The following is a 13,325-nucleotide window of genomic DNA, read 5'->3' on the forward strand; positions in this document are numbered from 1 at the left end:
TGCACCGTGCGAGTCATCATCGTCGACGATCACACCCTGGTACGCGCCGGCCTGAGCCGGCTGCTGCAGACGTTTGCGGACGTCGACGTGGTCGCCGAGGCCAGCAACGCGCAACAGGCCGTGGACCTGGCCACCCTGCACCGCCCCGATCTGGTGCTGATGGACCTGTCCCTGCCGGGGCGCAGCGGCCTGGACGCGCTCACCGACGTGCTGCACAGCTCGCCCAAGACCCGGGTGGTGATGATGTCGATGCACGACGACCCGGTGCATGTGCGCGATGCGCTGGACCGCGGCGCCACCGGCTTCGTGGTCAAGGACGCCGCCCCGCTGGAGCTGGAGCTGGCGTTGCGCGCGGCCAGCGCCAACCAGGTGTTCCTGAGCCCGCAGATCTCCTCCAAGATGATCGCGCCGATGCTCGGCCGCGAGCGCCCGGTCGGCATCGCCGCACTGTCGCCGCGACAGCGCGAGATCCTGCGCCAGATCGGCCGCGGCCAGAGCAACAAGGAAATCGCCTCGGACCTGGGCATCAGCGTCAAGACCGTCGAGACCCACCGCGCGCGGATGATGGAATCGCTGGGCTGCCGCCGCGCCAACGATCTGGTCCTGCTGGCCGCACGCCACCAGGGCGAGCTGAGCTGAACTGGGGACGGCATCCCGACACGGGACATTGGCATGGCGCTTGCCTTAATCGGTCAGCAGGCGTGACGCTTCCGCCGGACCCCGCTGCATCAGGCATTTCGCCGTCGACTGTCCGGCGCCCACGCACCGCATGTCGGGAAATCCCTGACACCCTGTCGGGAATTTGACTACCCTACTCAGGAACACCCCGATTCTGTTACCGTCGGGCGACAAGCACTATGCGTTCCACGGGCGCCAGAGGGTTGGCGCCGAACCGAGGAAGTCCGCATGAAGCCGACCGTTTCCGCCCAACTGGGCCAGCAACTGCATCTGACCCCGCAACTGCTGCAGTCGATCCGGCTGCTGCAGCTCGATGGCATGCAACTGGAACTGGAAATCCGCCGCGCACTGGAGACCAATCCATTGCTCGAGCTGGAAGAGCCCGAGGGCGTGATCGAGCCGGTGGTGAAGCACGAGGATGCGGCGCTGGAAACCGCGGCATTCGACGAACTTCCCGAGTCCTCGATGTGGGACATCCCCGCCGCCGGCTGGAACGACGGCGAAGACGACCGCATGCAGCGCATCGCCGCGGGCGAGTCGACCGATCCGCACCTGCGCGTGCTGCAGCGGCTGGCCCTGGAACTGCCGGTGGCGGAACTGGCGGCGGCCGCGTTCTGGCTGGAACACTGCGACGATGCCGGCTACCTGGACGGCCCGCTCGACACCCTGCAGCAACTGGCCAGCGCCCGGCTGGGCCTGTCGGTGGCGCAGGCCGAAGCCGTCCGCCAGCGCCTGCTGCACGGCGACCCGGGTGGCCTGGGCGCCTGCGACCTGCGCGAGTGCCTGCAGGCGCAGCTGAGCGACCTGCCCGGCCGCGTGCCCGGCCGCCACCTGGCCGGGCGCATCCTCGCCGGCGACCTCGACCTGCTCGCCAGCCACGACTACGCCCTGCTCGGTCGCCAGCTCGACGCCGAGACCGACGACGTGCGCGAGGCGGTGCGGCTGATCCTGTCGCTGCAGCCGCGCCCCGGCGACAGCCTGCAGCCGCAGGATCTGGGCCATGTCCTGCCGGACGTGGTGGCCTGGCATGCCGACGGCACCTGGCGTGTCGCGCTGAACCCGGCCACCACCCACCGCGTCACCGTCAACCCGATGCACGAGCGCGCCCTGGCCGAGGCCGGCGACGCCGCGCAGCCACTGCGCGAAATGCTGCAGGAAGCGCGCTGGCTGACCCGCGGCCTGTCGATGCGCTACGAGACCTTGCTGCGCACCACCCGCGCCATCGTCGAGCGCCAGTCGGCGTTCCTGGTCAAGGGCGAGGAAGCGATGGCGCCGCTGACCCTGAAGGAAGTGGCCGAGGCGATCGGCATGCACGAGTCGACCATTTCCCGCATCACCACCGGCAAGTACCTGCAGACCCCGCGCGGCACCTTCGAGCTGAAGCACTTCTTCGCCGTGCGCCTGGAAGGCGCGGCGGTGTCCGGCCAGGCAGTCCGCGCCATGGTCCGGCGCCTGATCGAATCCGAGCCGGCGGGGCGGCCGCTGGCCGACGAGGCCATCGCCGGGCTGCTGTCGCGACAGGGCGTGAACGTGGCAAGGCGCACTGTCGCCAAGTATCGTGAACAATTGGACATCGCTCCCGCACGCGAACGCCGCCGCGGCAGCAAACCGCTGCTGGCCCGTGCGGGCTAAGGAAAAACGACGCATATGAACAAACTGTCCGTGCTTCTGGTCGACGACCACGAAGGTTTCATCAACGCCGCCATGCGCCACTTCCGCAAGCTCGACTGGATGGAAGTGATCGGCAGCGCCGCCAATGGCCTGGAGGCCATCGAGCGGTCCGAGTCGCTGCGCCCGCAGGTGGTGCTGATGGACCTGGCCATGCCCGAGATGGGCGGTCTGCAGGCCACGCGCCTGATCAAGACCCAGGATCAGGCGCCCTACATCGTGATCGCCAGCCATTTCGACGATGCCGAGCACCGCGAGCACGCCATGCGCGCCGGTGCCGACAACTTCGTCAGCAAGCTGTCCTACATCCAGGAAGTGATGCCGATCCTGGAGGGACTTCGGACCGAAGGAGTGCCGGCATGAGCGAATCGCGGATCCTGGTGATCGATGACGACGCGGTGCGCGCCGAGCGGACCGTCAGCCTGCTCGAATTCATGGACCTCAACCCGCGTTGGGTCACCGACGTGGCCGACGTCCAGCCCGGCCGGCATCGGCAGACCGAGTGGATGGCGATCCTGGTCGGCGGGCTCGACGACCAGGACCAGGCCGATGCCTTCTTCGGCTGGGTGGCGCGCAGTTCGCTGCCGCCGCCGGTGCTGCTGCTCAACGGCGATGCGCAGGCCTTCGCGCAGCGCCATGGCCTGCACGAAGCCAACGTGTGGCAGCTGGAAGCGCCGCTGCGCCACGCGCAGTTGGAAACCCTGCTGCGCCGCGCCAGCCTCAAGCGGCTGGACGCCGAGCACCAGGCCGGTGCCGCGCAGGACAACGGCCCGACCGGCACCAGCGCGGCGGTGACCCGCCTGCGCCGGCTGATCGACCAGGTCGCCGCCTTCGACACCACCGTGCTGGTACTGGGCGAGTCCGGCACCGGCAAGGAAGTGGTGGCGCGGGCGATCCACCAGCAGTCGCCGCGCCGCGACGGTCCGTTCGTGGCGATCAACTGCGGCGCAATTCCGCCGGATCTGCTGGAAAGCGAACTGTTCGGCCATGAAAAGGGTTCGTTCACCGGCGCGCTGAGCGCGCGCAAGGGCCGTTTCGAGATGGCCGAGGGTGGCACCCTGTTGCTCGACGAGATCGGCGACATGAGCCTGCCGATGCAGGTCAAGTTGTTGCGCGTCCTGCAGGAGCGCAGCTTCGAGCGGGTCGGCGGCAACGTCACGATCCGCTGCAACGTGCGGGTGATCGCCGCGACCCACCGCAACCTGGAAGAACGCATCGCCGGCAATCAGTTCCGCGAGGACCTGTTCTACCGGCTCAACGTGTTTCCGATCGAGATGCCGGCGCTGCGCGAACGCAGCGACGACCTGCCGGCGCTGGTGCACACCATCGCCGCGCAACTGGCGCGGACCGGGCGCGGCGAAGTGCGCTTCTCCGAAGAGGCCTTGCAGGCGCTGCGCAGCTACGAGTGGCCGGGCAACGTGCGCGAGCTGACCAATCTGGTCGAGCGCCTGGCGGTGCTGCACCCGGGCGGCCTGGTGCGGGTGCAGGACCTGCCGGCACGCTACCGCGGCGACTTTGCCTCGTCCATCGACGTCTCGGCCCCGCCGGCGCCGATCGCAACCGATCCGCGGCGGGTGCCCAACGTGGTCGACCTGCACGTCGGCGGCAAGCCGGGGACGGACGCGGATGCGCCGGCCCAGGCCGCGGCGACGCTGCCGGAAAGCGGCCTGGACCTGCGCGGGCACATGGCCAACATCGAGCTTGCGCTGATCAACGAGGCGCTGGAGCGCACCCAAGGCGTGGTCGCGCATGCGGCGCAGTTGCTGGGCCTGCGGCGCACCACCCTGGTTGAGAAGTTGCGCAAGTACGGCATCGACCGCGACCAGACCGAACTGGCGAGCTGAGCCGGCGCACGGCGTCGGGTGCGACCGCACCCGACGCGCCCCTTGTCCCTCGGAACGCCACGCCCTCTTCCCTTTCCTCGTCACCTGCCGGCCCGACGCGGGCGCTGTCGCAGCGCGCGCTCGCGGCAAGCCAGGTTTCGCCTGCACCACATCCCGATCGGCACCGCCGACAGTGGACAGGCACCTTTGGCATGTGGCTTGCTTCACGTTTCCACAGCACCGGGCGGCACGTTCCGCACCGGGGACTTCCACCCGTCGCCAGGCAGGTCCCATGTCCATCCCCGTCACCAGTCCGCTGCTGCCGCCCCTGGAGGCGTTCGTCCCCTACCTGGAGCAGATCTGGCGCAGCCGCATCCTGACCAACGGCGGCGACATGCACCGCGCACTGGAAAAAGCGCTGGCCGAGTATCTGGGGGTCAACCACCTGGCGCTGCTGACCAACGGCACCCTGGCGCTGCTGACTGCGCTGCAGGCGCTGCGCATCACCGGCGAGGTGATCACCACGCCGTACTCGTTCGTCGCCACTGCGCATTCGCTGCTGTGGCGCGGCATCAAGCCGGTGTTCGTGGACATCGATCCGCAGACCATGAACCTGGATCCGCTCAAGATCGAGGCGGCGATCACCCCGCACACCACCGCGATCATGCCGGTGCACTGCTATGGCACGCCTTGCGACACCGCCGCGATCGAGCGCATCGCCGATACCTACAACCTCAAGGTCATCTACGACGCCGCGCATGCGTTCGGGGTCAAGGACGCTGGCGGCTCGATCCTGCGCCACGGCGACCTCAGCGTGCTCAGCTTCCACGCCACCAAGGTGTTCAACACCTTCGAGGGCGGCGCCATCGTCTGCCCGGACGCCAAGACCTACCAGCGCATCAGCCGCCTGAAGAACTTCGGCTTCGTCGACGAGACCGCGGTGGTGGCCACCGGCATCAACGGCAAGATGAGCGAGATCAACGCCGCCTTCGGGCTGCTGCAACTGCAGCACATCGACGACGCACTGGCGCAGCGCGGGGCGATCGACGCGCAGTACCGTCGGCGCCTGGCGCAGGTGCCGGGGATCCGCTGCCTGGCGCCGCGGGAACCGGGACTGTCCAACTACGCCTCGTTCCCGATCCTGGTCGAGGACGCCTTCCCACTGGTGCGCGACGAACTGCACCGGCTGCTGCGCAGCCACGACATTCTGGTGCGCCGCTATTTCTACCCGCTGATCAGCGACTTCCCGATGTACCGCGGCCTGCCCTCCTCGGCCCCGGCCGGCCTGCCGGTGGCGCGGCAGATGGCCGAGCGCGTGCTGTGCCTGCCGATCTTTCCCGGACTGGCGGCCGAGCAGGTGGACGCCATCGTCGACCTGATCGCCGCGGCGGGCGGCGTCATGCCCGCGTCCGATTCCCGTCGCACCCTGGTCCCTCCCTCCTTCGCCCAACCCGTGGAACCCGCAGCATGAGCCAAGAGACGTTTATCGAGAATTTCCTGTCGGCCACGGATTTCCAGAATCCGGTCGAGGTGACCATGGACACGGTGTTGCGCGAGCTGCCCGAATGGGATTCGCTGGCCGCGCTGGGCGTGATCGTGATGTTCGACATGGAGTACGGCAAGACCATCACCGGCGAGCACCTGGCCGCCGTGGTCACCCTGGGCGATCTCTATCAGCTGACCGAGGCATAGCATGCCGACCTCCACGTTGCACAACGTGCGCTTCGCCGGCATGGCGACCTGCGTGCCCAGGCGCGTCGTCTCCAACCTCACCGATTGCCGGCCGCAGATCCGCTCCGAACGCGAGCGGCTGGTGCGCAACATCGGCATCCACACCCGGCGCATGGCCGCGGACTGGCAGTGCTTTTCCGATCTGGCCTTCGACGCGGCGCAGGTGCTGCTGGAGCGCCTGCAGTGGCAGCGCGAGGAGGTCGATGCGCTGATCGTGGTCACCCAGTCGCCGGACTATCCGATCCCGGCCACGGCGATCATCCTGCAGGACCGCCTGGGCCTGTCGCACGCCACGGTGGCGTTCGACGTCAACCTGGGCTGCTCGGCCTACCCGTTCGGCATCAACCTGCTCGGCTCGATGATCGCTGCCGGCGGGGTCAAGAAAGGCCTGCTGCTGGTGGGCGACCGCAGCGCCACCTTCGACGATCCGATCTTCTCCGATTCCGGCACCGCCACCGCGCTGGAGTTCAGCGCCGACGCGGCTCCGATGCATTTCGACCTCAACAGCGACGGCAGCGGCTATCGCGCGATCATCCTGCCGGTCGGCGGCCATCGCGAGCCGGTCGGGGTGCAGCACCTGATCCCGTATCGCGCCGACGAGAACGACCACTGGCACCGTGGCGTGGACCTGCAGCTGGACGGCGTGGCGGTGCTGAGCTTCTCCACCCAGCGGGTGCCGCCGGCGGTGCAGAAGCTGCTCGACTACAGCGGCGTGTCCAAGGACGAGATCGACTACTTCGTGTTCCACCAGGCCAACCGGATGATCAACGAGACCATCCGCAAGAAGCTCGGCCTGCCGCCGGAAAAGGTGCCCTCCACCCTGCACGATTTCGGCAACACCAGCGGCGCCTCGCTGCCGGTGACCATGACCGCGCGGATCAACAGGGAACTGGAAGAAGGCCGCAAGCGCGTGCTGCTGTGCGGCTTCGGCATCGGCCTGTCCTGGGGCACCTGCCTGGTCGATATCGACGGTGCGGTGTTCCCCGACCTGATCGAGTCCTGACGATGGCGCCTGTTGCAACGACCGATGCCTTCGGGCTGCAGGGCAAGACCATCCTGGTGACCGGTGCCTCTTCGGGCATCGGCGCCGCCGTGGCCGCGCTGTGCGCGCGCCTGGGCGCGACGCTGGTCCTCAACGGACGCGATGCGGAACGTCTGCAGGCGGTCGCCGCGGCGCTCCCTGGCGAGGGCCACCGCAGCGTCGTCGGCGACCTCACCGAGGACGCCACCCGCACGGCCCTGCTGGAAGCGGCCGAGCGCTACCACGGCCTGGCCTCGTGCGCCGGCATCGCCGCGCTGGTGCCGTTCCGGATGGCCGCCGAGAAGCACCTGCAGCAGATGCTGTCGGTGAACTACCTGGCGCCGGTCATCCTGACCCAGCAGTTGCTGGCCAAGCGCCGGCTGCACGAGGGCGCCTCGCTGGTCTACGTCTCGGCGCTGACCGCGCGCGCGGCGCCGCAGGCCAGCGCCGGCTACGCCGGGTCCAAGGCCGCGCTGGAGGCCGCGGTACGCTCCTTCGCGCTGGAACAGGCCCGGCACCGCATCCGCGCCAACTGCATCGCTCCAGGCTACGTCGACACGCCGATGCTGAGCAGGCTCGGCAGCACCGCGGACATGGACGACAAGATCGCCCTGACCCCGCTGGGCCGCATCGACCCGGCCGACGTCGCCAATGGCGCGGTCTACCTGCTGTCCGACGCCAGCCGCTGGATCACCCGCAGCACCCTGACCATCGACGGCGGGCTGTCCCTGCCGATCCGCCTATGAGCCCGGAGACCCCCATGTCCGTTGCGGAAACGCCCGCCGCGCTGCTGCAGACGCTGTACGGCGTGCACGGCAAGCGCATCCTGGTGACCGGCGCCTCCAAAGGTATCGGCGAGGCGGTCGCCAAGGCCTGCGCCGGCGCCGGCGCACGCCTGCTCGTCGCCGGTCGCGACGTTGATCGACTGCAGGCCCTGCTCGACGCCTTGCCGGGCGACGACCACCGCCTGTTCGCCGGCGACCTGTGCGACGCCGCCACCGTGCAGCGCCTGGCCGCCGAGAGCGGGCCGCTGGACGGCGTGGTGCACAGCGCCGGCATCCGCGGCCTGTCGCCGATGAAGCTGGTCAGCGAGCGTTTCCTCACCGAGGTGATGACGATCAACTACGTGGCGCCGACGATGCTGACCCGCCACCTGCTCGCGCGGCAGGCGCTGCGCCCCGGCGGCTCCATCGTGTTCCTCGCCTCGATCGCCGCGCTGACCGGCACCGTCGGCGTCGGCCCCTACGCCGGCTCCAAGGCGGCACTGATCGGCATGCTGCGGCCGTTGGCGCTGGAACTGGCGCGGCGCCAGATCCGCGCCAACGCGCTGTGCCCAGGTCTGGTCGAGACCACTCTGATCAACGAGGACAAGGCCTGGTTCGAGGAGAGCCGCAAGCGCTATCCGCTGGGCATCGGCGACCCCGAGGACGTGGCCCTGGCCTGCCTGTACTTCCTCTCCGACGCCAGCAGCAAGGTCACCGGCCAGGCCTTCAGCATGGACGGCGGCGTGGAGTTCGCATGAGCGCTGCGCCTGCGCAACATGTGCTGATCGTCGGTGCCGGCGGTTTCGGCCGCGGCGTCGCGGCGATGGCCTGCAACGACGATCCAGGCCATGGCCAGGCCTGGGACATCAAGGGTTTCCTCGACAGCCGCAGCGCGCTCGGCGCTGGCCTGCGCTGGCCGCTGCTGGGCGACCCGGACACCTATCAGCCGGTGCCCGGCGACCTGTTCGTCTGCGCGCTCGGCGATCCGGCCGCGCGCCGCCGCTACAGCCAGCCGTTGCTGGCGCGCGGCGCCGACTTCATGGTGCTGCGGCCACGCCTGCGCGAGGCCTCGGAGACGCCGATCGGGCGCGGCAGCCTGTTCGAGGTCGGCGTGTCGATCGGCGCCGACAGCCGCATCGGCGAATTCGTCACCATCCTCGCCACCACCATCGTCGGCCACGATGTGGTGATCGGCGACTATGTGCAGATCGGCAACTTCGTGTTCGTCGGCGGCGGCGCGCGCATCGGCCACGATGTGGTCATCCACCCGCATGCCACCATCCTGCCCGGCATCGCGATCGGCGACGGCGCGGTGATCGGCGCCGGCAGCGTGGTGGTCAAGGACGTGCCGCCCAACGTCACCGTCGCCGGAAATCCGGCACGGACCATCTTCAGCCGTTGACCCCGCACCCAGGACGCCGTTCCGCATGACCCGCCACGCCCTCGACGCCGAGCACTACATCAGCCCGCACAGCCTGCGCCTGGAACAACAGCGCCTGTTCAGCACACTGTGGATCTTCGCCGGCTTCGCCTCGATGGTGCGCGAGCGCAATCAGTTCTTCGCCAGGCAGATTGCCGGGGTGCCGGTGCTGGTGCAGCGCACCGAGGCCGGCATCCGCGCCTTCCTCAACCAGTGTCCGCACCGGCAATCGGCGATCCAGACCGAATCGCACGGCAAGCGGCCGCTGGTGTGCCCATACCACGCCTGGTCGTTCGGCGCCGAGGGCGAGCTGCGCGGGCTGCCCAACTCCGGCCTGTACCAGTTCACTGCCGAGGAGAAGGCCGGCATCTGCCTGACCAAACTGCATGTGCAGCAGGTCGGCGAACTGCTGTTCGTGAACATGGCCGAGCACCCGCTGCCGCTGGAGGAGCAGTTCGAGACGGCCTTCCTGGAGGATCTGCGCGCGGCGGCATCGCACGTGGACTCGCAGCTGATCTACAGCTGCCACCGGGTGCGCTACAACTGGAAGCTCAATATGGAGAACGTGAAGGATTACAACCATATCCCGTTCATCCATCCCAAGACCTTCAACCCGTTGATGACCGCCGCGCCCAAGCCCTCGGCGCATGTCGAGCGCCCCGCCGAGGTGCCCTCGGTGGTGGAGCAACTGCTGCAGGGCGGCGCGCCGATCCCCCTGCAGGCGCTGAGCTTCCCGGCCAAGGCCGAGATCGCGGTGCAGGATCACTGGTATCGGCCACTGTGCGAGCGCTACGGCGAGGACTCGGCGTTCTACAACTGGTTCCTGTATCCGAACGTGAACTTCTACAGCGTGCGCGGCGACTCCTTCGTGCTGCAGCAATACGACCCGGTCTCGCCGCACGAGACCGATTACCACCTGTGGGTCGCCACCGCCCGGCGGAAAAGCGAGCGGACCGATTTCACCGCCCTGTTGAGCACGCTGATGCGCATCGAGCACCAGGTGATCGCCGAGGACACGGCGGTGCTGGAACGCCTGCAGGCTGGTTTCGGCCCGCATTCGCGCTCCTTCATGCATGGCGACTACGAGACCGAGCTGGTGCGCCAGCACCTGTGGTACCGCGCCAATGTGCTGGAGCAACCGGCATGAAGACGCTGGTGCTGATCGGCCAGGGCCATGCGCTGGAGCAGGCGCAACGCACCGCACAGGCCTGCGGCCTGGCGCACGTGGGCATCGCCCTGGAGTCGCCTGACCGCTACAACTTCGACCTGGGCGCCCTGCACGCCAGCCATGCGCCCGCCGCGACCGACGTGTTCGTCGCGATGGACGAGCGCGCAGTCAACCAGTCGCGGCACAAGCTGCTGGCCGACGTGCGCCTGGCGGGCTACGGCAGCGTCGATCTGGTGTGGCCGCAGTCGCATGTCGACGACGGCGTGCGCCTGCTCGGCAACGTACACGTCGGACCGGGCTGCAACCTCGCGGCCGGCAGCAGCATCGGCGCCGGCAGCTGGCTGGAACGGCAGGTGATCGTCGAACAGGACGTCCGTGTCGGTGCCTGCGTCACCCTGCATGCCGGCGTCCACCTCGGCCGCGGCACCCAGATCGGCCAGGGCAGCACCCTAGGCGGCGGCAGCATGACCCGCAGCGACGCGAAGATCGGCCGGCACTGCGAATGGCTGCTGCCCGGCACCGTGCCGGACCTGCTGCCGGACCGCTGCTTCTACGACGCGCTGATGCCTGGCGGCGCCCGCATCCTGCGTTGATGCAGGCGCGCGCGGACGCGCGAGTCGCGGTGCCGCTCAACGATACGTTCCGCCAGTGACGGAAGTGGCGTCGCTGTGCCGACGTCTCCGATTCACTTTGCCAAAAGCGGCGCCACGTGCGACAGCACGCCGGGCTGGGATGCATGCACGCTTCCGGCGCAACAGGCTTCGCTAGGATCGCTCACGGGCGGCAATCGCCGCGCGGCCTGATCGCGCTACCACGCGACATGCCCCTCTTATCCGTCTTTCCAGCATTCGCACGCCTCCTTTCGCGTGCCCTTTCGAGTGGACCCATGACCGACCACATGGCCGCGCGTCAGCGCGAAGCCGACCTGATCGATGCCTGCAAGCGCGCCGGCGGCGCGATCTTCCTGGCCCCCAGTTCCAGTCTCGGCGGTCTGTACGCGGCCCGCGCCGCCGCGCTGTTGGCCGAGCGCGTCCCTGGCATCCGCATCGTCGCCCTGGACGATGTGTTTCACGAACGCCGCATCACCGATGCGGGCTTCGACGACGTGCGCCCGACAGCGACCTTCCTGCGCGACCCGGACCTGGCCGGGTTGCCCACGATCAACTGCGCCTACATGCCGACCGCATGGCTGCACTTCGACCAAGTGCAGCGCCTGGGCAGCGGTCGCCGCATCGATCTGCCGCAGTTGATGTACGCCCTGGACATTCCGCTGGTGTATCAGAGCGGACAGGTGACGCGGGAACAGACGCTGGCGCACGCCGCGCAGTTCGACGCGATGCGCGGCCGCTTCGCCGATGCACTGAGCGTGCGTACGCTGGACGCGATCCTGCAGATGCGCATGGACGGCGACCGGCGGCCGCTGCTGGACGTCCTGTGCCCGATGGAGCAGGAGTATTACTCGGTGTATTCGGCCGTAGAGCATCCGCTACGCATTGGCGCGGGCGAACACTACGTGGATATCGGCGCCTATCGCGGCGACACGGTCAAGAAGTTTCGTGCGGCATCGCGCCACCGCTACGCCGCCATCCATGCCTTCGAGCCGGATCCGGAGAACTTCGCCGCCCTGCAGCAAGGGCTGGCAGACGATGACGGCCGCACGACCCTGTACAACGCCGCCGTCAGCGATGTCGCCGGGCCGGTGGCGTTCGACGCACGGGGCACCATGGGCAGCCGGATCGACGGCAGCGGCGCCGCGCGCGTGGACGGCGTGCGCCTGGACGATCTGATCGAAGAGGTCAGTGTCCTGAAGATGGATGTGGAAGGCGCCGAGGCCAGGGTGCTGCGCGGCGGCGCGGCGCTGATCGGGCGCTGCCGGCCGCGCATGGCCATCACCTGCTACCACCATGCGCTCGACCTGCTGGACATCGTCGCCGAACTCGACCGGATCCTGCCGGACGCCAAGCTGCGCCTGCGTCAGTATGCTTTCTATTTCTACGACACCGTGCTCTACGTCGAATGACACGGCGATGCGCAGCGGCGCGATTGAGTCGCTCGGAGATCGCGCGGTCGCACCCTGCGGGTCTACCCGGCGCCGTTCAAGCGTAACTGAGCTACATCACCCATAGATGACGCGCCAGGCGGTCGTCGCGCTCGATCCTCCTCCGAGCGATGCGCAGGGCAGTACCGGTTGCTTGAGGCGATGGCGGCAAAGGGCAAAGCAGGCGATGCCAGCGATTGGAAAGGGTGTGCCTGTGTAACGTAACCCAGGCAACACCCCGCAAACGCGCCAGAAACGGCAAAAACTGAGGACCCGAGCGCCGTAAGCTTTTCCGACGTGACCTGACCTCATCCTTCAATGGCGTTGATCAGACCATCTTCAAAGGCCACCCAATGTCATAAGAAAATTAAAATCATTCAACGTACCAGCGCATGGCATACGTATATTTCGTATTCGACAGCAACTCCCCGTTCGAAACTCGGATATTTGCTTGAACAAACTGACCTGACGTATTAAGCAAAAAGTGCGCAGAATATGCAGGATTGCTCACAGCACCGAATTGCGAACCCATTGCCACATTCATTGACAAGTCCTGATCGCTCGAACACACCACGGCTTGCGACGAATCCAGCCTCAGCGAGGTATTCGTGCACAGCAAACCCCATACATGCTCCGGATTATTGTTTGGCGCCGTAATCAAAACTCTCACACTTGCCCCAGAATCCACCGCGGTGCGCAAGGTTTGCAGCGATCCGGACGATATGTTCCCGTTTGAATCGGTCGCGTAAACCAATGTCCATGCCTGCGCAGATCCGGCAGCCAAAGCGAGTGTGGCGATCGCTGCAATTTTACCAATGATCATTATTCCCCCTGTCGTTCAGTTGAAATTTCTCCGAAACACTGCCATGAGCTGATCGTGCAAGCATGCCATGCAGCGCCCCATGCGAGCAGCCTCGCAAGCAGCATCAGGAGCGATGCGACTCATTGCGATGGAGCCCACGGATCGATCCTAGCAAAAATTTTTTTCAGAAAAATAGACCGCTTGCGAAACAT

14 protein-coding genes are annotated in these 13,325 nt (G+C 67.6%); 13 read left to right on the forward strand and 1 reads right to left on the reverse strand.

Features of this window, described 5'->3' with window-relative positions; all coding sequences use genetic code 11:
- Positions 1 to 6: 6 nt before the first annotated feature.
- The 13 genes from CEK68_RS10160 to CEK68_RS10220 all read left to right on the forward strand — a co-directional run bounded on the left by CEK68_RS10160 (position 7) and on the right by CEK68_RS10220 (position 12,293).
- Positions 7 to 639 (forward strand): response regulator transcription factor, encoded by a 633-nt coding sequence (locus tag CEK68_RS10160; RefSeq protein WP_017908534.1) that lies wholly within the window; start codon positions 7 to 9, stop codon positions 637 to 639.
- A 267-nt stretch (positions 640 to 906) separates the two neighbouring features.
- Entirely contained in the window at positions 907 to 2,310 is a 1,404-nt protein-coding gene (rpoN, locus tag CEK68_RS10165) for an RNA polymerase factor sigma-54 (RefSeq protein ID WP_152239292.1), read from the forward strand.
- Between the two features lie 15 nt (positions 2,311 to 2,325).
- Positions 2,326 to 2,709 carry a response regulator transcription factor gene (locus CEK68_RS10170; protein ID WP_010341669.1) on the forward strand — a complete coding sequence of 128 codons (384 nt, stop codon included), beginning with the start codon at positions 2,326 to 2,328 and terminating at the stop codon, positions 2,707 to 2,709.
- Positions 2,706 to 4,190, forward strand: coding sequence for a sigma-54 dependent transcriptional regulator (locus tag CEK68_RS10175; protein ID WP_017908532.1), 1,485 nt, complete (start codon positions 2,706 to 2,708; stop codon positions 4,188 to 4,190). Before CEK68_RS10170 ends, CEK68_RS10175 begins: the two co-directional genes overlap by 4 nt.
- A gap of 271 nt (positions 4,191 to 4,461) precedes the next feature.
- Positions 4,462 to 5,640: a DegT/DnrJ/EryC1/StrS family aminotransferase gene (locus CEK68_RS10180; protein WP_152239293.1), complete on the forward strand. Its 1,179-nt coding sequence runs from the start codon at positions 4,462 to 4,464 to the stop codon at positions 5,638 to 5,640.
- The gene (locus CEK68_RS10185) at positions 5,637 to 5,861 is read left to right on the forward strand and encodes an acyl carrier protein (RefSeq protein WP_017908530.1); all 225 of its coding nucleotides are present in this window, start codon (positions 5,637 to 5,639) and stop codon (positions 5,859 to 5,861) included. The genes CEK68_RS10180 and CEK68_RS10185 overlap by 4 nt, the downstream gene beginning before the upstream one ends.
- 1 nt (position 5,862) lies before the next feature.
- On the forward strand, positions 5,863 to 6,903 hold the full coding sequence (locus CEK68_RS10190) for a ketoacyl-ACP synthase III (RefSeq protein WP_152239294.1): 1,041 nt from the start codon (positions 5,863 to 5,865) through the stop codon (positions 6,901 to 6,903).
- Between the two features lie 2 nt (positions 6,904 to 6,905).
- The gene (locus CEK68_RS10195; protein WP_017908528.1) at positions 6,906 to 7,667 is read left to right on the forward strand and encodes an SDR family oxidoreductase; all 762 of its coding nucleotides are present in this window, start codon (positions 6,906 to 6,908) and stop codon (positions 7,665 to 7,667) included.
- Positions 7,668 to 7,681: 14 nt separating this feature from the next.
- Positions 7,682 to 8,443, forward strand: a complete 762-nt coding sequence (locus tag CEK68_RS10200; protein ID WP_017908527.1) for an SDR family oxidoreductase — start codon at positions 7,682 to 7,684, stop codon at positions 8,441 to 8,443.
- Positions 8,440 to 9,087 (forward strand): NeuD/PglB/VioB family sugar acetyltransferase, encoded by a 648-nt coding sequence (locus CEK68_RS10205; RefSeq protein ID WP_152239295.1) that lies wholly within the window; start codon positions 8,440 to 8,442, stop codon positions 9,085 to 9,087. The genes CEK68_RS10200 and CEK68_RS10205 overlap by 4 nt, the downstream gene beginning before the upstream one ends.
- A gap of 25 nt (positions 9,088 to 9,112) precedes the next feature.
- The gene (locus CEK68_RS10210) at positions 9,113 to 10,252 is read left to right on the forward strand and encodes an aromatic ring-hydroxylating dioxygenase subunit alpha (protein ID WP_152239296.1); all 1,140 of its coding nucleotides are present in this window, start codon (positions 9,113 to 9,115) and stop codon (positions 10,250 to 10,252) included.
- Positions 10,249 to 10,866 carry an acetyltransferase gene (locus CEK68_RS10215; RefSeq protein ID WP_017912569.1) on the forward strand — a complete coding sequence of 206 codons (618 nt, stop codon included), beginning with the start codon at positions 10,249 to 10,251 and terminating at the stop codon, positions 10,864 to 10,866. The genes CEK68_RS10210 and CEK68_RS10215 overlap by 4 nt, the downstream gene beginning before the upstream one ends.
- A gap of 116 nt (positions 10,867 to 10,982) precedes the next feature.
- The gene (locus tag CEK68_RS10220; RefSeq protein WP_226977835.1) at positions 10,983 to 12,293 is read left to right on the forward strand and encodes an FkbM family methyltransferase; all 1,311 of its coding nucleotides are present in this window, start codon (positions 10,983 to 10,985) and stop codon (positions 12,291 to 12,293) included.
- Positions 12,294 to 12,684: 391 nt separating this feature from the next.
- On the opposite strand, the gene CEK68_RS10225 is transcribed toward CEK68_RS10220, so the two are convergent.
- Positions 12,685 to 13,134: a hypothetical protein gene (locus CEK68_RS10225; RefSeq protein WP_152239298.1), complete on the reverse strand. Its 450-nt coding sequence runs from the start codon at positions 13,132 to 13,134 to the stop codon at positions 12,685 to 12,687.
- Between the last annotated feature and the right edge of the window lie 191 nt (positions 13,135 to 13,325).

The organism is Xanthomonas sp. LMG 12461 (assembly GCF_009192935.1).
Taxonomy (GTDB): Bacteria; Pseudomonadota; Gammaproteobacteria; order Xanthomonadales; family Xanthomonadaceae; genus Xanthomonas_A; species Xanthomonas_A sontii.